Raw genomic sequence first — 21,393 nt, forward strand, 5'->3', positions numbered from 1 at the left:
AATTCTCCTCTTTTCTTCTAAATTACAACCATCGTTCATTATGAAAAACAATTGCTGTGCTTGTCAATTGCTTTGTAATGGCAAGCAATATACTGTTTTTTCCTTTGCGATAATTATATTTGCTATAGTACGTTAATATGTTCAGACAATAGTCAATTCGATTGTCCAATTATGCCGCAAGTTGATTGAAGATGCAAACAACTGTAGATATTGAAAATAAAAATACGATGGCAACTTTTTATTTTTACACGAAAGTAGAAAAAAGGTTATAATAAATAGGAAGACAATTCTAAATAGTAATACATAGGATGAGCAAAGGGGAAGGGGCGTTGAACGTTGAACATGGAAAAATTCCAACAAAGCATGTATGAACTTATCGTGGAAACGTCCACGAAGTTGCCAAAGGATGTGCGTCGAGCGATCGCTCGGGCAAAAGCGAGAGAAAACGCGGGAACGAGGGCGGCGATGGCGCTGGCGACAATTGCCGGCAACATTAAAATGGCGGAAGAAAACGTATCACCGATTTGTCAAGATACAGGATTGCCAACGTTCAAAATTAAAGTGCCTGTCGGCGCAAACCAAATAAAAATGAAAGAGGCGATTCATGCCGCAATCGTTCAGGCGACAAAAGAAGGAAAGCTTCGCCCGAACTCCGTTGATTCGTTAACAGGAAAAAATAGCGGCGATAATCTTGGCGTTGGTGTTCCTGTTATTAAATTTGAACAATGGGAAAACGATTACATTGATGTTCGCCTTATTTTAAAAGGGGGCGGCTGTGAAAATAAAAACATTCAATACAGCTTGCCATGTGAATTGGAAGGGCTTGGACGAGCCGGTCGCGATTTAGACGGCATCCGCAAATGTATTTTACATGCGGTATACCAAGCGCAAGGGCAAGGCTGCAGCGCCGGATTTATCGGCGTCGGCATCGGCGGCGACCGCGCTTCTGGCTATGAACTGGCGAAAGATCAGCTCTTCCGCTCTGTGGACGATGTTAATCCAAACGAAGATCTTCGCCGCCTAGAAGAATATATTATGGAAAATGCTAATAAACTCGGCATCGGAACGATGGGATTTGGCGGCGAATCGACATTATTAGGCTGTAAAATCGGAGTGATGCACCGCATTCCGGCAAGCTTCTTCGTTTCCGTTGCGTATAACTGCTGGGCGTTCCGCCGTCTCGGCGTGAAGATCGATCCAGAAACAGGCGAAATCACGGAATGGTTATATCAAGAAGGAGAAGACGTCGATTTTGAAAAAGAATTGGAAAAAGCGAAAACAGCCGCAACGGCAGAACTTGGCGAAGTGCGCGAAATCGTCCTCGAGCCGCCGATTACGGAAGAACAAATTCGCCAGTTGAAAGTCGGGGATGTTGTCCGCATCAATGGAGTCATTTATACTGGCCGCGACGCGATTCATAAATATTTAATGGATCATGATTCTCCTGTTGATTTAAATGGACAAATTATTTACCACTGCGGACCGGTCATGTTAAAAGATGAAAACGGCAATTGGCAAGTCAAAGCGGCCGGTCCGACAACAAGCATTCGCGAGGAGCCTTATCAAGGAGACATTATGAAAAAATTCGGCGTTCGCGCGGTCATCGGAAAAGGCGGAATGGGCGCAAAAACGCTCCAAGCCCTAAAAGAACACGGCGGCGTTTATTTGAATGCCATTGGCGGTGCCGCACAATACTATGCGGACTGTATTAAATCGGTAGAAGGCGTTGACTTATTAGAGTTTGGCATTCCAGAAGCAATGTGGCATTTACGCGTTGAAAACTTTACCGCTGTTGTTACGATGGACGCTCACGGCAACAGCTTGCACGAAGATGTGGAAAAATCCTCACTAGAAAAACTTGCACAGTTCAAAGAGCCTGTTTTTAAATAAGGATTGATCACCGTCAGCTCAGTGCTGGCGGTGATTTTTTATGCAAAAAATGGCGCGGTTAAAGTGGCAATGGTGGAAAAAACTAATGGTTAGCAGCACGACAAGGAGGAAAGACCGATGAAAAAATGGGCAATATGGCTGTTAGTATGTGTCATCATCTTATCGTTTGTTCCTGCTTCCGCTGAAGCTGTAAGCAATAAAGCGATTCATTGGGGGTTTAAGCGAAGCGAGAACCATAAGCCTCCTTCCGCGGGAAAAGAGTTAGATCAACTGCTTGCCAAATATGATGCATTTTATTTAGGGAATCCAAACAAAAAAGAAATTTATTTAACATTTGATAATGGCTATGAAAACGGTTATACAGCGAAAATTTTAGATGTCTTAAAAGAGAAAAAAGTGCCAGCGACGTTTTTTGTGACGGGCCACTATTTAGATACCGCTCCTGATTTAGTGAAACGAATGGTGAAAGAAGGGCATATTGTCGGCAACCATTCATGGCATCATCCTGATTTAACGCAAGTGAGCAATGAACAGCTTCGGAAAGAGCTGGAATCCGTTCGTAAAAAAACGGAAGAGTTGACGGGACAAAAAGGAATGATGTATCTTCGCCCGCCACGCGGCATTTTCAGTGAAAGGACGATGGCGGTCGCCCGCGAGCTTGGTTATTACCATGTGTTTTGGTCGCTTGCGTTTGTTGATTGGCAGACGAACAATCAAAAAGGGTGGAAGTACGCATACGATAACATTATGAAACAAATTCACCCGGGCGCGGTTTTATTGCTTCATACCGTCTCGAAAGACAATGCGGATGCGCTTGCGAAAGCGATTGACGATTTGCGCAAGCAAGGCTACACGTTTAAAAGCCTCGATGATCTGATGGTCGAAAAAATGAATTTGCATCCATGGCTTTTTACCCCTTGAACGTTTGGTTCAAAGGGGTGTTTTTCGTTATAATGTGGGTATTAACGATGAAAAAAGGTGATTAGGTATGTGGCAACAGCAAATTGAGGTCGCCCCTCCGTACGATTTTTCCAAAGCGCTGAAGCGGCTTACCCTCGATCCTCTTATATCGGTCGATATAGCGAAACAGAAAGTCATTGTGCCGCTTTATGTTCAACAGATCCCAATCGCTGTTACGGTCGAAAGCATTGGGACAAAGGAGGAGCCGCGTTTTCTTGTTACGGCGCCATATCCTGAACGAAAAAAGGAAATCATCGAACGGATTTCCCATCTGTTTCAATGGAATACACCGCTTGCCCCGATTCACGAACATTTTCAGCGGACCGAATTACAACCGCTTTTTACCGAATATCAAGGAATGCCGCTTATTTTAGATTTTGATCTTTATTTTTGTTTAATGAAATGCCTCATTCACCAGCAATTAAATTTAAAAGTTGCTTACCGCCTGACAGAGCGGTTTGTGAAAACGTTTGGAACGCAAATCGATGGCGTTTGGTTCTACCCGCGGCCGGAAGATATTGCTTCTCTTTCCTATGATGAACTGAAGCAGCTGCAGTTAAGCGGACGAAAAGCGGAGTATATCATCGATACATCACGGCTCATTGCCGATGGGAAGCTTTCATTAGAGGAACTTGCACACCAAAACGAGGAAGAAGTGATGGAACAATTGTTATCGATTCGCGGCATCGGTCCATGGACGGTGCAAAATTTTCTTTTATTTGGGCTTGGAAAACCAAATGTGTTTCCGAAGGCAGACATAGGGTTGCAGCGGGCGATCCAGCGGCTGCTCGGTCTTTCACAAAAGCCATCGATAAAACAAATGGAAGAGCTGAGCAAGCGCTGGGAGCCGTATTTAAGCTATGCGTCCTTATACTTATGGAGAAGCATCGAATAGAGGAGTGGAGAGCATGACGAAGCAGACCATTACCATCAAGAAAGGACAACAGTTTCCTCTGACAATTAAACGGCTCGGCATTAACGGGGAAGGAGTCGGCTATTTTAAAAAGCAAGTGGTGTTCGTCCCAGGAGCGCTTCCGGGAGAAGAAGTCGTCGTAGAGGCGACAAACATCCACCCGAAATACGCGGAGGCGAAAATTAAAAAAATTCGCAAGCGCTCCCCGTACCGTGTCACACCAAGATGCCCTGTCTACGAGCAATGCGGAGGTTGCCAGCTGCAACATCTTGATTACCAAGCGCAACTTCGCGAAAAGCGCGATATCGTTATTCAAGCGTTTGAGCGGCATTGCCGTCTTCCGATTGAAACGCTGGAGATCCGCCCGACGATCGGGATGGACGACCCATGGCATTATCGCAATAAAAGCCAGTTTCAAGTCGGCACAAAAAAAGGAGCGGTTATTGCCGGGTTGTACGGATTGAATTCTCATCGATTAATCGATATTCCCGAATGCGTCATTCAACATCCAGCAACAAACCGCGTTACCAATATCGTGAAAATGATTTTACAAGACTTGCGCATTCCGATTTACAATGAACGGGCACAAACAGGGCTTGTCCGCACGATCGTCGCAAGAGTCGGTTTCCATACGGGGGATGTTCAGCTCGTGCTTATTACCACAAAAAAAGAAATTCCGCGCAAAGAGCTGCTCATCGACGAGATAAAGCGCCGTCTTCCTGAAGTAAAGTCGATCGTGCAAAATATTAATGGACAAAAAACGTCGCTTATTTTCGGGGAAGAATCGTTCCTTTTAGAAGGAGAAGAATACATTCAAGAAGTGTTAGGGGATTTATCGTTTGAACTGTCGGCGCGCGCGTTCTTTCAGCTGAATCCGGTGCAAACGGTGAAACTGTACGACGAAGTGAAAAAGGCCGCCGCTTTAACGGGAACGGAAAAAGTCGTTGATGCTTACTGCGGCGTCGGCACGATCGGGCTTTGGCTTGCCAAAGACGCCGGCGAAATCCGTGGGATGGATACGATCCCGGAAGCAATTGAAGATGCGAAGAAAAACGCGAAAAAACACGGATTTACAAACGCGATGTACGTCACTGGCAAAGCGGAGGTATTGCTTCCAAAATGGGTGAAGGAAGGATGGAAGCCTGATGTCATCGTCGTCGACCCTCCGCGTACCGGATGTGATCAACAATTATTACAAACGATTCTCCGTGTAAAACCAAAAACCGTTGTTTATGTTTCGTGCAATCCATCCAGCCTTGCACGCGATGTTGATGTGCTGTCCGAACGCTACACGGTCGACTACATCCAGCCGGTCGATATGTTTCCGCATACGGCGCATGTGGAGTGTGTTTCACGGCTAGTGTTAAAAAATGATTGAGCGTGTTTTTACCTTTCACATTAATTTCGGTAACGGCTTAAAGAAAACGGAGCTCCTTGTGGAAGGAGCCCTGATGTATTGCCTTCTTTGTTGAATTCGATAAAATAGATCGACTTTCCGGTATTTTGATCCAAGAGCGAGTCCCCGATAAAATCCATCAAGCCACCCGTTTTTTTTACGCCTGCCATTTGATCCTTCAACCACTTTACTAAAAACCGTTTTTAGTTAAACTTTTCAAACCGGTCCAAATCTTTATTTTCCCCGATCACGACTAATATATCTCCTTCTTTAATGATTCGATCAGGCGAAGGGGAAATGCTTACTTTTCCATCGCTGATAATAGCGATGACCGTTATATTAAACCTTGCCCTGAGATTTAATTCTCTTAAATTTTTTTCGATCATTGACGGGGGGACTTTTACTTCTTTTATACTATAATCTTTCGCGAGTTCAATATAGTCAAGCACGTTCGGTGACATGAGCTGGGTTGCAACCCGCTCTCCCATATCCCGTTCCGGAAATACAACCCAATCAGCCCCCACTTTATATAAGACTTGACCGTGCCGTTTATTAATGGCTTTTGCCACAACTTTCTTGACCTCTAATTCTTTAAGGATTAACACCGTTAAAATACTTGCTTGAATATCATCACCAATCGCTACGATGACAGCGTCAAAATTTCGAATGCCGACACTCTTTAATGCTTCTTCATCTGTTGAGTCAGCGACAACCGCATATGTAACATGATCTTTATATTCTTCAATTCGTTCTTCATTTCGATCAATGGCCAAAACTTCATTTCCAGCCTGGTGCAAGGTCGTAGCCAGACTAGAACCGAATCTTCCTAATCCGATCACAGCATATTGTCCTTTCATGTTCTTTCGTCCCCCTTTATGATATAAATTACTATCCGATCATAATCTTTCCCTTTGGAAATTTAAATGGATCCGGTTTTCGATGTAAAGTAACGGCATAAGCGATCGTTAAAGGGCCTACCCTTCCTGCAAACATGGTTAATATAATAAGAATTTTTCCGACAGGAGATAATTCAGGCGTTAACCCCATCGATAACCCTACTGTAGCAAATGCCGACGTTGCCTCAAACAAAATCATCAAAAAGTCTTTATTCGGTTCAGTTATCGTTAGAAGCATCGTTATCATCATGACAACAAATAAGCCGCTTACTGTTACGGTCAGAGCTTTATAAATAGTGTCATACAATATACGGTTTCGGAAAAAAATTACATCTTCTTTGCCCTTTATATTTGACCAAACCGCGCCTAACAGAGTAGCAAAGGTCGTCGTTTTAATCCCCCCGCCTGTTGATCCAGGAGATGCTCCTATAAACATTAAAAAGATGATGAGAAAGAGAGTCGGCTGCGTTAAATCCGGGATATTCAGTGTATTCGAACCAGCCGTTCTCGGTGTAACCGCTTGGTATAAGGATGCTAAAAATTTTCCTAATGGTGATAATGGTTGCAATGTTTTCGGATTATGATATTCCAAAATAAAAATAAGAATAGTTCCAAAAACAACCAAGATCGAACTCATAACAAACACGATTTTTGTATGTAAAGAAAAACGTCGCGTCTGACGGTACTCATATACTTCATTCATAACAATAAAACCAATGCCGCCCAGTGTAATGAGAGTACATACGACGAGAGTCACCAGCGGATCATCCACGTAGCCGGTCAAGCTTCTGAAATCCCCCATTAAGTCAAATCCCGCGTTATTAAAGTTTGAGATGGCATGGAAAAAGCCAAAATAAATTGCTTTAGGCAACGGCATATCAAAGGAAAAACGAATCGCAAGCAAAATACCGCCAATCAGCTCGATAACGGCAGTAAAAATCAATATTCTTTTCACTAGCCGAACAACGCCATCAATTGACAAATTATTTAATGATTCTTTTATTAATAACCTTTCTTTTAATGAAATTCTTTTACCTAAGATCAAAGCAAAAAGGGTGGCAAAGGTCATAAATCCTAATCCGCCAATTTGAATCAGTGCTAGAATGACTAATTGCCCAAATAATGTAAACGTCGTACCAGTATCCACAACGACCAAGCCAGTTACACAAGTAGCAGAAGTAGCCGTAAATAAAGCATCTAACCACGGAAGCCCCTTCCCATCTACTGTTGCTGCAGGTAAAGTTAAAAGAAATGCACCAATAAGAATAATGAAACTAAACCCTAATACCAATATTTTAGGTGGATCTAAATAAAACATTCTTTTCTTATTCATGTTCTTCTTCCTTACTCCATTAATTTTTTATTTTTTGAAATAAATGGTTATCATACCAAATATCACTCATTTAATAGTAGTATGTCTGATAAAGATTGGATATATTCTGATAAATTCACTAACAAATCTTTTTATATTGCATTATATTGCAGTAAGCGCTGCGATATCAAAAATGTGATGAATCCTGACTCTGAAATATAAACGTTATCCACTAATGCTAAATTCCAAATCCTTTTGTTTCTTAAATACAAAAGGAGACAAAAGAATTCCTCCAACAAATCCACCTATATGACCTGAAATACTTATTCCGGGAATCAAAAAAGTCATGATAAAACCCATTACAGTAAACGTAATAATAAACCTCTTATCGTATGTAGGAAATTTATTACGATGTTTAAGAACTAAAAATATATACATTCCCAATAATCCATAGCCGGGCCCAGAAGAACCTGCTAATGGAATAGGATAATCAGAAAAGAAATGAATTATTATAGATGCAAAAACACTCATATATACATAATTCAAAAGAAATTTTATGCTACCTAAAATACGTTCAAGAGGACGAGAGAATATTAGAATAAAAGGCATGTTTAAAAAGAAATGAGCATAACTCATATGACCAAATGCATAAGTTAATAACCGCCATATCTGTCCTCTATTAATCAGTTGTTTATCATATCCCCCTAATTGAGCAATTGTATTGATATTATACCCTCCCATGAATGTAGTAATAATCATCAGAATGGTGCAGATTCCCACAATTAGGGTGGTAACTGGATATCGTCTTATAAAGGTAGGAAAATCTTCTGTTATTCTGAACAACCTCTCACCAGCTTTCTGAATGTTTTGTTATAAATTATAATCCTTTTTTAAATGTCAATACTACATATAACTGCCTTTTACTACAACAAAAAGGTCCTAACTTCCTTCATAAACTAAATCCATTCGTCAACCACTCATGCCTCACTTTGCAGAACCACAGATTATGTAAGAAATTCTGTTCTTCCCTATAATCTGTCGTGCCATGACATGTTTCAATTTTGTCGCAAACTGTTGAAGAAGTTCAACAAGCCATTATTATTATAAAACGGCATGGGTTCTGTTGAATACTGAACCCATACCGTAATTCTTTTGCACGTATCTGTTTGACAGATGCCAGTTTACCATATTTAGGCCTTCTTCTTTCATTTACCGCGCAAGTGCAGCTGGCAGTTTTGACGTGGTGGGAAAGCGAGAAACATATCCAAGCCTTATGCTTCTAGTTTTTGCGTTTCTCCGTTATAGATATTTAAATTCAATTCTTTAGTGATGCGGCTGGTGACTACACCGGCAGTCATGCTTCCGCTGACGTTTAGGGCAGTTCTTCCCATGTCAATCAACGGCTCTACGGAAATGAGCAATCCTGCTAATGCTACTGGTAGATTCATAGTCGACAGCACTAAAATCGCCGCAAACGTAGCCCCACCGCCAACGCCTGCAACCCCAAACGAACTGATGGTGACGACTAGAATAAGCGTCAAAATAAAGGCAAGAGAAGTTGGATCGATGTTGACGGTTGGTGCAATCATTACTGCAAGCATGGCAGGATAAATGCCGGCACAGCCATTTTGCCCAATTGACAGACCAAATGAGCCGGCAAAGTTGGCGATGCCTTCCGGAACGCCAAGTGCGGTTGTTTGTGCTTTCACATTCAATGGAAGAGTGGCTGCGCTTGAACGGGAAGTGAATGCAAACGATAGTACCGGCAGCACTTTTTTTACGTAAGTAATAGGGTTTAGTCCCGCAAGCGCCAAAATTAGCAAATGAATCGCAAACATAACGAAAAGTGCAATATAGGAAGCGACGACAAATTTCCCTAGTTTTGCAATTGCGTCGATATCGCTTGTCGCAGTCACTCGGGACATAATGGCTAAAATTCCGTAAGGTGTTAAACGGAGCACTAACGTGACGATACGCATGACAATAGCGTACAAGGAATCCACTATTTTTTTGAACATTTCCGCTTGTTCAGGCTGTTTTCTGGCAACTCCTAAATAAGCAATGCCGACAAAGGCCGCAAAAATAACCACCGCTATGGTGGATGTGCTACGTTGTCCCGTGAAATCTAAAAATGGGTTTGCCGGAAGCAGTTCGATAATTTTTTGCGGGAAAGACAGGTTTTGAATTTGTTCATATTTTTGTTCTAACTCCTGTCCACGTGCCTGTTCCGCCTCTCCTGAAGGAATTTCCATTGCCTCTAATTGAAAGCCTAATGAGGTCATGATACCGATAGAAGCAGCTATCGCCGTAGTGCCTAGTAATAGCCCAATAATGAGCGTGGCGATTTTTCCTAAATTATTAGATATAGAAAGTTTGGTAAACGCCATAACGATAGAAATAAAAACTAATGGCATAACAATCATTTGCAATAGCTTTACATATCCTGTACCGACAATGTCAAACCATTGGGTGGAATGCTGGACGATAGCGGAATCAGCCCCGTACACTCCCTGCAATGCGAACCCAAAGACGATTCCTAGTCCAAGGGCAGTAAACACCCGTTTGGAGAAGGAAATATGTTTCTTTTGCATATAGGCCAAAACACCAATCAATAATAGCAATACAGCAATGTTGAGAATGATTAGGTAAACATTCATTGTTAATCCCTCCTGACACATAGAATTTTTAATGATTAAAAGCCGATATGTCAAGTAAGCTTTATTTATCGTATGAAAAGTTTATAGGAAATTGCTATTGCTAATAAAAAAATTCATGAATGGCTATTAGATGTTTTTCTTTCTTTATTACAGAATTTATTAAGATTTTGCTATCGAAAACGAAAACATTTTGCTTTTTATCGGGGTATATAAAGTGAAAACAGCACTGAGGAGGTGGAGAGATGGAGAAGGAAATCATCCAAAGGATTCAGTAGGGGGATGAGAAGGCGTTTGCCGAGCTTTATCATTTATATGCGGAATACGCTTTAAGGGTGGCTATAGTAGTTACAAAAAGCAGGGCAAACGCCGCGGATGCGGTGCAAGAAACGTTTATCCGTGTGTATGATCATATTGACCGTTTCGATCCGGCCAAAGCGTTTAAGCCTTGGTTTTACCGGATTTTGCTTAATGAATGCAATCGGCTGATGAAAAAGCAAGCAAAAATGGTGGCGATGAGCGATTATATAGATGATTATGCGCGAATGGCTAATGTAGATCAGCATGCTCACGGGGAAAGCGGTCGGCAATGGAATGATGAAGTAGCAAAGTATTATCTTGTCGATAACGGTCAGGGAGGAACGTTCGTCATCGAGCAGCATTACTTTGTCGAGGCGAGCGAAGGACACGGAGCTAGATTTGACAACATGCTAAAGCAGTTTCAGGTGACGAAAGAGCCCGATAAACAGCAATAACAATAGACTACTATAGTATTTGATGTTTGATGGGAGGGTATCCTGATAAAGGTTACCCCACTTTTAAAGAGATTGCTTTTTTGTTCCACTATACCCTACATTAAGCCGCATTTTCTTTTCATCCAGTAAATGGAGTTGTTATCAATAAGTGTTAAAAATATAATAAAATAAAAGCTGGAGGTGGTAAAATGGGATGGATTATACTAATCGTTGGACTGCTTCTCTTGGGAGGCATTATCGATTTTATTGCAAAAAAAAGAAATATGAAAATAGACCCCGAAGAGGGGGCAAAAAATGCTTCAGATTCGGAAAGAATTTATGTAGAAACTTATATGCACAATACTAAACAGAATCATGACAACATTCCTTTTTTATAATTATTGAACTCTCTTTCATTATCTGTGGAGCTGAGAAATAAGGAGTGGGTGGCTAATGGGAGCATTACTTCAATAAACAGGAGTAATGCTTTTTTTGCTGAAGTAAAGGGGAAGAACGTTTAGTGAATTTGATCATCTCCATTGGGTTCATCTTTAGGGAGGGGAAGAACTTTTATCAAAATGGCGGTTTCCGCGTCTTCCAACGTATAGGAAAATACAAAGTCATGATTCTGGATGATGCAAAATATGCCAGAAAAAGTACTTCAACGTATGTTGAAAGTGTAAATGGAATATAGTAGAGCATGTGTGGTTTGATGAAAGGGGTATCCTTGTGAAGGCTACCCCGTTCTTCATATCTTATTGTTGAGTTTGCAATTGATATTTTGGTTCCATCATTGTTCCGTATTTCTCATAATGGATATGCCAAGAGAACGCTTTTTCAAGGACGTGCGGTGTTTGGCCTCCGCGCTTAAGCGCTTCCTTGAAGTATTCACGCAACTGCGGACGGTAATCCGGGTGTGCGCAATTTTCAATGATAAGAGGTGCGCGTTCGATTGGCGCCAACCCGCGAAGATCGGCGTAACCATACTCCGTGATAATCACATCAACGTCATGTTCGGTATGGTCAACGTGCGATACGAATGGAACGATGCTTGAAATAGCCCCATTTTTTGCAATGGATTTTGTCACGAAGATGGTAAGGCGTGCATTGCGTGCAAAGTCACCTGAACCGCCGATGCCGTTCATCATGTTTGTGCCGCGAACATGTGTAGAATTAACATTTCCGTATATATCTGCTTCCAAGGCTGTGTTGATGGAAATGAGCCCGAGACGGCGAACGATTTCTGGATGATTAGAAATTTCTTGAGGACGAAGGATAAGCTTGTCTCGGTAAGCATCTAAATTGGAATACACTTGTTTCATTTTGTTTTGAGACAAAGTAATAGAGCAGCCGGAAGCGAACCGGACTTTTCCCGCATCAATGAGGTCAAACATGGCATCTTGAAGAACTTCTGAATAAACTTCTAAATTAGAAAATTCCGAATCCAATAAACCGTAAAGGACAGCGTTCGCAACAGAACCAATGCCTGCCTGAATCGGCGCTAAATTTTCGGAAAGTCGGCCTGCTGCGACTTCCTTTCGTAGAAAATTGATTAAATGGTTCGCTATAGCAGCTGTTTCCGCATCTGGAGGTACAATCGTGGATGGTGAATCAAGTTGGTTTGTCAAAACGATTCCAATAATTTTATCCTCATCTACTGAAATGCCAATTGTCCCGATTCGATCGTCTACTTTTGTTAAAGGTATCGGTTCTCGTTTCCCTTGTTTGCCGACTTCGTAAATGTCATGAAGTCCTTTTAGTTCTTTTGGTTGGGCTGTGTTCAATTCGACGATAACGTGTCGGGCTTTTTTCACAAAGATCGAAGAATTCCCTACGGAAGTAGACGGGATGATCATTCCGTCTTCAGTTATCGAAACCGCTTCCACAATTGCGAAATCGATAGGATTTAATACGTCTGAACGCACTAATTCTGCGGTATGTGATAAATGTTGATCAATAAACAAGATTTCCCCTTGGTTAATTTTTTTGCGCATAACAGAATCGGCTTGAAACGGAAGCCGTTTATTGATAATTCCTGCTTCTGCCATCATTTTATCAACGTCCGAGCCTAGTGAGGCGCCTGTATATACGTTTACTTTTAAGGGTTGTTGTTTTGCTTTTTCAATCAGCGCAAAAGGAACTGCCTTGGCATCGCCCGCGCGGGTAAATCCGCTCAAGCCGAGCGTCATACCGTCTTTAATCCATGATGCTGCTGTTTCTGCCGTTACAATTCGGCTCCTTAAACGGGAATCACCGATTAACTCGGAAATTTGTTTATCCAATGCTGCTCACCTCTTATTTCATTTTTTAAAATATTCTAGCTATTTAGTTGCGAAAAATCATTCAAAAGTGAATAAAAGGGCTTTCTTTGCAACTAAAAAAGAATTTTTAATACATAAAGGAGAAAAAATAGCAAAGAAAATCATTACCGCATAGATTGCAAAACATAAGTGAAATAGTTATGGAAAAGCAAGCTGTTTCCATAAATAAAGAGCTCACTTTCCATGAGCTCTTTACAAGGATTGGCAAAAGGAAGGGAGCTGTATAGTGGGAGAAACTGTTTTGATGTGCAGTTATACACATTAAAAGCAGAGCAGCTTCCGAAAATGGCTTGCATATGTTTGGCTCACGGGTACTCTTGAGCCGTCTTTCATCACCAATAAAAAAGTAGAATGCGAATCGGGATGAATCTCTGTAATGTGATGAATGTTAACGATATATGACCTATGACACCGAACAAATATATCATCAGGCAGGGAAAATTCCAGTTCGGTTAAGTTGTATTTATGGTAGCCTTGCGCATAACTCGATTTTACGAATGTTTTCCGGTTTTGGGCTTCTAAATAGATCACGCTCTCGAAAGGAACAGGCAGCCAACGATCCGTCACTCGGATCGTTAAATAAGGCATTGTAAGCATCGGCTTTCTTGGCAATATTGCGGTAACGCAGCCTTTCGGGTTGCCATCATCTAAAATTGGGACCGATATCCCGAAATAAGGTACGCCAAAAACACGGCTATCTTTTTGCTCTGCGATTTTCCGTTGAACGGTCAAGGCTTTGTAAGTGACCGATTCCGGTTTGATTTTGTCTCCGGGACGAATTTTTAAATCAATTTGTTTGCTTGGTTGGTAATAAATATAGCGCTTATCATCCGAAATCACGAAAGAAGCTTCTTTAGGAAATAATTCATTCATCACTTTTACAATCGAGGAAACAGTAAATCGGTCCATGTTACCACCCCTAGTGAACGATCTGCCACTTTACTTCGTTTGAAGCGGGGTTTCTGACGACTTGTATGTTTTTGCTAAAGGATGGAGACATACAAGCCCCCCGTTGCGTTTACTTTCCATCCGAGGCGTTCGTTTGAGCACATTATAGCATTATTGTTGCACGTCCATAAAGAGCGGATAAGAAAATCGATAGATGATGACAACAGTGCAAGCAAATTTATGATCAAAAAAGTTTGTCGATATATTTAAAAAAATTATGATTAATGTTGTTTTATAATCTTATAGTAGACATCTTTACGTAAGGGGAGAGGAAGATGAACACGCAATTTATTGCAGGACACGCAAGGCTGCCGGCGGGAATGGCGGCAAAAAGCGTATATGATACGCTGACGATTACGGCGGAAATTGATAAAAAGTACGGGGTGATTGTCGACGCTTCGTGTACGCTGGCAACAGAACATGGGCGCGATTATGTTGCACGCCTGCTTAAAGGCCACTCGCTAAGGGACGGGATTGATTCCATTTTAGAGCAGCTGAATGAAGGGTATTTAGGAAAGGCGAATTCGGCGTTGTGTGCGGCGCTAAAAGATTTATACAAGCAATATTGCAAAATGCAGGAAAATACACAGTAAAAAGCCCTCGTACAAGCGAGGGCCTTTTTATGTTAAAGTTTCACCGAATCCGGATTCCAAGGCGGAAGCATTTTGCGCAGCGGTTTATCCTGACGGTAGCCAAGCACATATTCCGCTTGTATAATCGTATGGATTTCCCTTGTTCCTTCATAGATGACCGGCGCTTTTGAATTTCGAAGATAGCGTTCGACAGGGTATTCGTTGGAGTAGCCGTACGCGCCGTGAATTTGGACGGCATCGTCGGCTGCTTGATTAGCGAAGTCGCACGCGATCCACTTTGCGAGTGATGCTTCTCTTGTTGTGCGGCGGCCTTGATTTTTCAAAAACCCTACTTTATAGACGAGCAAACGGCTAATTTGCAATCCTGCTTCCATTCTGGCGATCATTTGCTGCACAAGCTGATGTCTCCCGATTTCTTTGCCGAACGTTTTGCGCTCATGGCAATACTTGACGCTTGCTTCCAAGCAAGCCATAATCAGGCCGACCGCTCCGGCAGCAACCGTGAATCTTCCGTTGTCTAGCGCAGACATGGCGATTTTAAACCCTTCTCCTTCTTTGCCAAGTAGGTTTTCTTTCGGGACGCGGACGTTGTCAAAGAACAGCTCACCTGTGTTGCCGGCGCGGATGCCTAGTTTTCCTTTAATCGCTTTTGATGAAAAGCCAGGCATTGTCCGTTCGACAATAAAAGCAGAGATGCCTCGGTGTTTTTTCGATTTATCGGTGTAGGCAAATACGATAAAGTGATCGGCGATGTCACAAAGGGAAATCCATGTTTTTTGCCCGTTTAAAATGTAGTAGTCCCCATCGCGAACAGCTGTTGTGGAAATGCTGGCAACATCCGATCCAGCGTTTGGCTCCGTCAGGCCGAAAGCGCCAATTTTTTCTCCTTTTGCTTGCGGAACGAGATATTTTTGTTTTTGTTCTTCTGTGCCCCATTGCAACAAGGTTAAGCTATTTAATCCTGTGTGTACGGAGACGGCAGTGCGAAACGCGGTATCACCGCGTTCTAACTCCTCACAGACGATTGCAAGCGAGTTGTAGTCCATGCCCATTCCGCCGTATTCTTCCGGAATGCATACGCCCATTAAGTTTAATTCTGCAAGCCGTTTGAAAATATTTGGATCAAAATATCCCCGTTCATCCCATTCTTTGATGTACGGCATAATTTCTTTATCGACAAATTTGCGCACGGTGCTGCGAAGCATTTCTTGTTCCGGAGTAAAATCGAAATTCATCATCATACATCCTCCCCCGTTTCATTCATGATTTCTCTTATAATTTCGTCGTTATGCTCTCCGGCAAGCGGAGGCGGCAGACGGTACGATATTTTTGTATCGGATAGTTTGAGCGGGCTTCCGACAAGCTGCAGAGACCCCACCTTTTCATGCTTCATCGTAATGACCATGTCGCGGGCTAGCGTCTGTGGGTGCTGGAACAATTGTTCAAGATTTTGCACCGGGCCGCACGGTATACCTTTTTCGGCAAGCAGGCGCTGCCACTCTGCCCGCGTCCGTTTTTTCACTTCTTCATTAATGCGTCTGTTGAGTTCTTCGCGGAAGGCAACACGGCTTGGATTCGTTTGAAAGCGTGGATCTGTTCCTATTGTCGGGTCGGAAAGAAGCCCGCAAAACGCCTGAAATTGCCGATCGTTCCCAACGGCGATTACAATCGGCCCGTCGCTTGCTTCGTACGTTGAATACGGAACAATGTTCGGATGTTCGTTTCCTAAAGGCGTTGGTACGTTGCCAGACATTAAATAGTTAGCCGCAACGTTGACGAGCGCACTGATCGCCGAGTCGAATAACGAAAGGTCAATTTTTTGCCCGCGTCCTGTTTTTTCACGGGCGAGGAGAGCCGCTTGAATAGCGATTGCCGCATACAAACCGGTAAAGACATCGGTAATGGCTACTCCGACTTTAAGCGGTCCTGATGATGCGGTGCCATTAATGCTCATCCATCCGCTCATCGCTTGGATAATATAATCATATCCAGGTAAATGGCGGTATGGGCCTGTCTCTCCAAATCCGGTAATCGAGCAATAGATGAGTCGCGAGTTGATGGATGAGAGATGGTCGTAATCAAGTCCTAATTTTTCCATTGTTCCTGTTTTGAAATTATGAATGACAACGTCTGCTGTTTTGGCAAGATGACGAATGATGTTTTTTCCTTTTTCTTCTTTCAAATTAACAGTAATGCTTCGTTTGTTGCGGTTGACCGCAGTGTAATAGGCGCTCATTCCGTTTTGAAAGGGAGGGCCCCAAAATCTTGTATCATCCGATCCGCCCGGTGCTTCGACTTTAATCACATCAGCGCCAAGATCGCCTAAAATCATCGTGGCGTAGGGTCCTGCGAGGACACGCGTCATATCTAAAATGCGGACGCCGTCTAACGCTCCTGGCATTCGTCCACCTCCTATACGAGCGAATAAAAAAGCCGGCTCCTTTTCTTCGTGAAGAAAGGAACCGGCTTTCACGACCTGAGGGAGCATTTCGGCAAAGAAATGCTGGTCAGACCGAAACAGTTCTTTATTATGAAGCAGTATAAAATTGTCGAGTCCTCGTCGTGCTAATACCGCCTGTGTAGCGTCAGCCGCGAAACCGACGGGAGACGGCTTGTTAAGTTTTATTATAAATAATAAATTTATAATTGTAAATAGTCAAAAAATTATCCGGAATAAAGGGAGCTCGTGATGGAACTCCGTTAATGTGATTTTACCGTTTGAAAAATGTTTTTCACGATATTTACAACGTATTTGCTGCCATGATCATTTTGTACATCCTCTATTAACATGGCAATGAGAAGGTCAGGATGATTGGCATTGTATGCGACAAACAGCCCATTTTCTTTTCCTTTTTCTCCTTTTTTATCTTTCAATTCAGCGGTCCCGGTTTTTCCTGCCAATATAATATCTTTCATATAAGCGCCATGTGCGGTTCCATTTGGATTGGCCACTATTTGTTTTAGCCCTTCTGCGATGATGCTCGCAGTTTTTGCCGAAATGATCTGTTGTTTCCAAACGGTTTTTTGTTGTCCTTTTTCTAAAATTGGTTGTAATAAATCACCATTGTTTACAAACGGTGTGTATGCAGCGGCAAGATGAAGAATGCTCATCTGCATTTGTCCTTGGCCATAGGCGGTATCCGCCAGTTGTGGACCTGTCTTCAGCTCGCCTGTATTCGATATTTGCGAAGATGGAATCGGGTATGGAAACGGCAATTTTTCGCCAAATCCGAATGAGTGCAACCCTTCTTTCAATTTATTCGGTCCGAGATCCAGACCGGCCATGGCGAAATAAATATTATCGGAATAAATGAGCGCATTTTGGAGGTTGACGTTTTGTAAACGATCGCTTACTCTTGTCACAAAGTAATTTCCCCATGATCCGTCTTTCGGTTGCCATTTTTTTTCGACAATCGTTTTCGTTTGTTCAGGAGTAATGATGCCTTTTTCAAGGCCGATTGCACCGATAATAGGTTTGATGGCTGACCCAGGCGCATAGGTGGCGGCAAAACGATTAATTAACGGTTTTAGCGGATTATTTTCTAATTTTTTGTATTCCTCTGCTGAAATTCCGAGTACAAACTCGTTTGGATTGAACGAAGGGGAGCTGACTAAGGCGAGAATTTCGCCGGTCAACGGGTGAATGGCAGCGGCGGTTCCAGCTCTTCTTTTCATATTTTCATAAATCGTTTTTTGCAGTTTGGCATCGATCGTAAGAGTAATTGTTTCTCCGTTTTTTGGTTTAGATTCAGCGACCGTCACTGTCGAACCATCTTTTTTTTCGATATAGATTTTAGCGCCGTCTTGTCCTTTGAGACGCTCTTCAAACAGTTCCTCGAGCCCGCGTTTTCCTATGCGGTCGGATGGCGAATATCCTTTGTTTTTTAATTTGCTTAGTTCTTCATCTGTAATATTGCCGATATATCCAACCAGATGGGCTGCGGCCTCCGCGAATGGATATTCCCTTTCTGCTACCTCTTTTACTGCTACAGCTTGGATGTTGAGGGCGCTTTCTAATAGCGCGGTTTCCGATTTTGCCGCTTTTTGAATTGGAACAAAATAATCAGGCTGTACCCAAGCGGCGTTTAATTTTTCGTTAATGTATTCGACAGGGATATGGAGCAGCTCGGCAAGCTGTTTTTTAATGGATTCCTCGTTTTCGCCCATTTTTCCAGGAACAATGCCGATTTCGTAGGCGGCTCCGTTCATCGCGAGCGGCAGCCCGTTGCGGTCGTATATTTCCCCGCGTTTTCCGGCGGTAATGGCAATAAGAACTTTATCCCCCTTTTGTAATTGCGGAAAAATATATGTCGTATCCCATTGAACATACCATTGCTCGTCATCGTGTTGTTTTTCTTTGACAAGCAATGCTTCATGCTCAAACTGGATCGGGCCGGCAATTGTGTTCATTTTTACGGAAAAAGGGAGTTTGATTTGTTCTTTCTTATCGTCCTCTTTTTTTTCTTCTGCTGGCAATGGTTTTACCGATAAATTAGTTACTTTGATATCTTTATAAATTTTTTTATAGCGATTTATAAAATTTTCCTTTGATATGTTTTGTTTTGCTTGTTTAGATAGCATCGCATACATGTCTTCAAATTGTTGGTTTGTCCACAATTTCGTATATTTTTGCAATGCATCATGCGGTGAAGGTTTTTCACTGCAGGAAGATAATAAAATGGAACTAATCATGATGATGAAAAATGACACCATTCCTCTTTTGATCATTCATTTTCCCCCAATCGTGTTTAAATCATATAATATTTGCTGTTTACATGTTGGAAGTTAACGGTATTTATATTAACTATAACATAAAAGGTAATGAATAACAGTGAATGGGAAAGAAATGATCGTGGAGAAATAAAAAATATGGATACTAGAAAAATGGTAAAATTATATTTGTATGCAATAAAAAATTTACTGATATTATGCCGGTTGCTTGAATGTGAATCGTTATACATGGCCACATCTTCACATTATTATGTAAAAATGCGATGGTCTGTTGCTTTGTTTATGAGATGGCTAATAGGTCAATATTTGTGTATAGGGAAAAATTTAAATTTTTTAAGGAAATTTTAATAATATTTTGTTATTATCATATATGGATGATTATGACATCGGCCATTTCTGTTGGGTACATACACATGGAGACGAAACGGTTGCGGGATAGAGAGTGGTCTTCCGCTGCTACATAGTAGTGGGTTGTATAATAGATCACTTTATAACGACAAAGACAACAAAGGGAGGATTCGCATGAGCAAAACACCGATTACAGTTGCGTACGGAGATGGCATCGGTCCTGAAATTATGGATGCGACGCTAAAAATTTTAGATGCTGCTGGCGCACAATTAGATATTGAAACGATTGAAATCGGCGAAAAAGTGTATCTTCGCGGCGGAACGACTGGTCTAGAGGAGAGTGCATGGGATTCGTTAAGAAGAACGAAAGTATTTTTAAAAGCACCGATTACGACACCGCAAGGCGGAGGGTATAAAAGCTTAAACGTAACGATTCGCAAGGCGCTTGGTCTTTACGCAAATGTCCGGCCGGCTGTAGCGTATTATCCGTTTGTCGAAACGAAACATCCAAATATGGATGTCGTTATTATTCGTGAAAATGAAGAAGACTTGTACGCCGGCATCGAGCATCGCCAAACGGAACAAGTATATCAATGCTTGAAATTGATTACCCAGCCTGGCTCGGAAAAAGTGATCCGCTATGCGTTCGAATATGCGCGCAGCTACGGACGCAAAAAAGTGACCTGTTTTGTGAAAGACAACATTATGAAACTGACAGACGGCATTTTCCACCGCATGTTTGACGAAATCGGCAAAGAGTATCCGGATATTGAAAAAGAAACATGGATTGTCGATATCGGCGCGGCAAAACTAGCGAATAGCCCAGAAGAATTTGATGTCATTGTCATGCCAAACTTATACGGCGATATTATGTCCGATATTGCGGCGCAAATTTCTGGTTCTGTCGGGCTTGGAGGTTCGGCGAACATCGGTGATCAATGTGCGATGTTTGAAGCGGTTCACGGATCGGCGCCGCCGCTTGCGGGAAAAAATCTTGCCAATCCATCCGGATTGCTTTTAGCAGCGGTGATGATGCTGCAGCATATCGGCCAGCCGGAAGTAGCGTCGCGCGTGCATAACGCTTGGCTAAAAACCATTGAAGATGGCATCCATACGTTTGACATTTACCGCGAAGGAATCAGCAAACAGCAAGTGGGAACAAAAGAGTTTGCCCAAGCGGTCATCGACCGTCTTGGCCAGCTTCCGGAAAAACTTTCTCCAGTTTCTTATAAAGAAGCGCCAAAGCTTCACGCGGTGCTAAAACCGCGGCAAAAACAAAAGAAAGAATTATTTGGCGTGGACATTTTCCTTGACTGGGATAAAGGGACGGCGGAAGAACTCGGCAAAGCGTTGGAGCAATTTAAAGTAGGCAATCTCAAGCTTCGGGTTATTACAAACCGCGGAGTGAAGGTATATCCAGGAGGGCTTCTGGAAACGTTCTGCACCGACCATTGGCGCTGCCGTTTCCACGCAGAACCTGGCGAAACAATCGAACATCGGCAGATTGTCGAATTATACAACCAACTTGTTGCGGCTGGATTTGATTGCATTAAAACAGAAAATCTTTACTTATTTGACGGTGAGCCAGGGTTTGCGGCCGTTCACGGATAATCCAAAACAGCAGCGTTTCGCTGCTGTTTTTATTTTTGCATAAGATTGAAAAATGAAACTTTCTAGGGGAAAATTCGCATGGACAT

The 21,393-nt window shown here is 42.4% G+C and carries 16 protein-coding genes and 1 pseudogene; 8 read left to right on the plus strand and 9 right to left on the minus strand.

Features of this window, described 5'->3' with window-relative positions; translation table 11 throughout:
* The first annotated feature begins 342 nt into the window (after positions 1-342).
* The 4 genes from B9L23_RS02500 (at position 343) to rlmD (ending at position 5,141) form a co-directional block, all read left to right on the plus strand.
* Positions 343-1,890 carry a fumarate hydratase gene (locus B9L23_RS02500; protein WP_081188404.1) on the plus strand — a complete coding sequence of 516 codons (1,548 nt, stop codon included), beginning with the start codon at positions 343-345 and terminating at the stop codon, positions 1,888-1,890.
* A gap of 117 nt (positions 1,891-2,007) precedes the next feature.
* The gene (gene pdaA / locus B9L23_RS02505; RefSeq protein ID WP_012749159.1) at positions 2,008-2,811 is read left to right on the plus strand and encodes a delta-lactam-biosynthetic de-N-acetylase; all 804 of its coding nucleotides are present in this window, start codon (positions 2,008-2,010) and stop codon (positions 2,809-2,811) included.
* Positions 2,812-2,878: 67 nt separating this feature from the next.
* Positions 2,879-3,745 carry a DNA-3-methyladenine glycosylase family protein gene (locus B9L23_RS02510; RefSeq protein WP_089096833.1) on the plus strand — a complete coding sequence of 289 codons (867 nt, stop codon included), beginning with the start codon at positions 2,879-2,881 and terminating at the stop codon, positions 3,743-3,745.
* A gap of 13 nt (positions 3,746-3,758) precedes the next feature.
* Positions 3,759-5,141, plus strand: coding sequence for a 23S rRNA (uracil(1939)-C(5))-methyltransferase RlmD (gene rlmD, locus B9L23_RS02515; RefSeq protein WP_081188320.1), 1,383 nt, complete (start codon positions 3,759-3,761; stop codon positions 5,139-5,141).
* Positions 5,142-5,362: 221 nt separating this feature from the next.
* On the opposite strand, the gene B9L23_RS02520 is transcribed toward rlmD, so the two are convergent.
* From B9L23_RS02520 to B9L23_RS02535, 4 genes are all read right to left on the minus strand, one after another.
* Complete coding sequence (locus B9L23_RS02520; RefSeq protein ID WP_089096834.1) at positions 5,363-6,016, minus strand: potassium channel family protein; 654 nt, start codon at positions 6,014-6,016, stop codon at positions 5,363-5,365.
* A gap of 31 nt (positions 6,017-6,047) precedes the next feature.
* On the minus strand, positions 6,048-7,388 hold the full coding sequence (locus tag B9L23_RS02525; protein WP_062677533.1) for a TrkH family potassium uptake protein: 1,341 nt from the start codon (positions 7,386-7,388) through the stop codon (positions 6,048-6,050).
* 204 nt (positions 7,389-7,592) lie between these two features.
* The gene (locus tag B9L23_RS02530; RefSeq protein ID WP_141103833.1) at positions 7,593-8,126 is read right to left on the minus strand and encodes a rhomboid family intramembrane serine protease; all 534 of its coding nucleotides are present in this window, start codon (positions 8,124-8,126) and stop codon (positions 7,593-7,595) included.
* A 512-nt stretch (positions 8,127-8,638) separates the two neighbouring features.
* Entirely contained in the window at positions 8,639-10,024 is a 1,386-nt protein-coding gene (locus tag B9L23_RS02535) for an L-cystine transporter (protein WP_089096836.1), read from the minus strand.
* Between the two features lie 299 nt (positions 10,025-10,323).
* Between B9L23_RS02535 and B9L23_RS20860 the strand changes: the two are divergent.
* Positions 10,324-10,776: pseudogene (locus B9L23_RS20860) on the plus strand (RNA polymerase sigma factor); the annotation flags it as partial.
* A 188-nt stretch (positions 10,777-10,964) separates the two neighbouring features.
* Positions 10,965-11,153, plus strand: coding sequence for a hypothetical protein (locus tag B9L23_RS02550; RefSeq protein ID WP_089096837.1), 189 nt, complete (start codon positions 10,965-10,967; stop codon positions 11,151-11,153).
* A 357-nt stretch (positions 11,154-11,510) separates the two neighbouring features.
* Here the strand turns inward: B9L23_RS02550 and scpC are convergent, their stop codons facing one another.
* A complete protein-coding gene (gene scpC, locus B9L23_RS02555) occupies positions 11,511-13,037 on the minus strand; it encodes a succinyl-CoA:acetate CoA-transferase ScpC (protein ID WP_089096838.1) in 1,527 nt (508 codons plus the stop codon).
* Between the two features lie 300 nt (positions 13,038-13,337).
* Positions 13,338-13,985: a LytTR family DNA-binding domain-containing protein gene (locus tag B9L23_RS02560; RefSeq protein WP_089096839.1), complete on the minus strand. Its 648-nt coding sequence runs from the start codon at positions 13,983-13,985 to the stop codon at positions 13,338-13,340.
* 314 nt (positions 13,986-14,299) lie between these two features.
* On the opposite strand from B9L23_RS02560, the gene B9L23_RS02565 reads away from it, so the two are divergent.
* On the plus strand, positions 14,300-14,617 hold the full coding sequence (locus tag B9L23_RS02565) for a DUF3870 domain-containing protein (protein ID WP_012749167.1): 318 nt from the start codon (positions 14,300-14,302) through the stop codon (positions 14,615-14,617).
* A gap of 32 nt (positions 14,618-14,649) precedes the next feature.
* On the opposite strand, the gene B9L23_RS02570 is transcribed toward B9L23_RS02565, so the two are convergent.
* From B9L23_RS02570 to B9L23_RS02580, 3 genes are all read right to left on the minus strand, one after another.
* Positions 14,650-15,855: an acyl-CoA dehydrogenase family protein gene (locus tag B9L23_RS02570; protein ID WP_211278790.1), complete on the minus strand. Its 1,206-nt coding sequence runs from the start codon at positions 15,853-15,855 to the stop codon at positions 14,650-14,652.
* Positions 15,855-17,018, minus strand: coding sequence for a CaiB/BaiF CoA transferase family protein (locus tag B9L23_RS02575; protein ID WP_062754839.1), 1,164 nt, complete (start codon positions 17,016-17,018; stop codon positions 15,855-15,857). The genes B9L23_RS02570 and B9L23_RS02575 overlap by 1 nt, the downstream gene beginning before the upstream one ends.
* Before the next feature lie 299 nt (positions 17,019-17,317).
* Positions 17,318-19,345 (minus strand): penicillin-binding transpeptidase domain-containing protein, encoded by a 2,028-nt coding sequence (locus B9L23_RS02580; protein WP_089096841.1) that lies wholly within the window; start codon positions 19,343-19,345, stop codon positions 17,318-17,320.
* Positions 19,346-19,870: 525 nt separating this feature from the next.
* On the opposite strand from B9L23_RS02580, the gene B9L23_RS02585 reads away from it, so the two are divergent.
* On the plus strand, positions 19,871-21,307 hold the full coding sequence (locus tag B9L23_RS02585) for an NADP-dependent isocitrate dehydrogenase (RefSeq protein WP_012749171.1): 1,437 nt from the start codon (positions 19,871-19,873) through the stop codon (positions 21,305-21,307).
* Positions 21,308-21,393: the final 86 nt, after the last annotated feature.

It is taken from the genome of Parageobacillus galactosidasius (assembly GCF_002217735.1).
GTDB lineage: Bacteria > Bacillota > Bacilli > Bacillales > Anoxybacillaceae > Parageobacillus_B > Parageobacillus_B toebii.

Coding starts and splice junctions, on each gene's coding strand:
- B9L23_RS02500 (WP_081188404.1), top strand. CDS start 343: ATGGAAAAATTCCAACAAAGCATGTATGAACTTATCGTGGAAACGTCC.
- pdaA (WP_012749159.1), top strand. CDS start 2,008: ATGAAAAAATGGGCAATATGGCTGTTAGTATGTGTCATCATCTTATCG.
- B9L23_RS02510 (WP_089096833.1), top strand. CDS start 2,879: ATGTGGCAACAGCAAATTGAGGTCGCCCCTCCGTACGATTTTTCCAAA.
- rlmD (WP_081188320.1), top strand. CDS start 3,759: ATGACGAAGCAGACCATTACCATCAAGAAAGGACAACAGTTTCCTCTG.
- B9L23_RS02520 (WP_089096834.1), bottom strand. CDS start 6,016: ATGAAAGGACAATATGCTGTGATCGGATTAGGAAGATTCGGTTCTAGT.
- B9L23_RS02525 (WP_062677533.1), bottom strand. CDS start 7,388: ATGAATAAGAAAAGAATGTTTTATTTAGATCCACCTAAAATATTGGTA.
- B9L23_RS02530 (WP_141103833.1), bottom strand. CDS start 8,126: ATGATTATTACTACATTCATGGGAGGGTATAATATCAATACAATTGCT.
- B9L23_RS02535 (WP_089096836.1), bottom strand. CDS start 10,024: ATGAATGTTTACCTAATCATTCTCAACATTGCTGTATTGCTATTATTG.
- B9L23_RS02550 (WP_089096837.1), top strand. CDS start 10,965: ATGGGATGGATTATACTAATCGTTGGACTGCTTCTCTTGGGAGGCATT.
- B9L23_RS02560 (WP_089096839.1), bottom strand. CDS start 13,985: ATGGACCGATTTACTGTTTCCTCGATTGTAAAAGTGATGAATGAATTA.
- B9L23_RS02565 (WP_012749167.1), top strand. CDS start 14,300: ATGAACACGCAATTTATTGCAGGACACGCAAGGCTGCCGGCGGGAATG.
- B9L23_RS02570 (WP_211278790.1), bottom strand. CDS start 15,855: ATGATGAATTTCGATTTTACTCCGGAACAAGAAATGCTTCGCAGCACC.
- B9L23_RS02575 (WP_062754839.1), bottom strand. CDS start 17,018: ATGCCAGGAGCGTTAGACGGCGTCCGCATTTTAGATATGACGCGTGTC.
- B9L23_RS02580 (WP_089096841.1), bottom strand. CDS start 19,345: ATGATCAAAAGAGGAATGGTGTCATTTTTCATCATCATGATTAGTTCC.
- B9L23_RS02585 (WP_012749171.1), top strand. CDS start 19,871: ATGAGCAAAACACCGATTACAGTTGCGTACGGAGATGGCATCGGTCCT.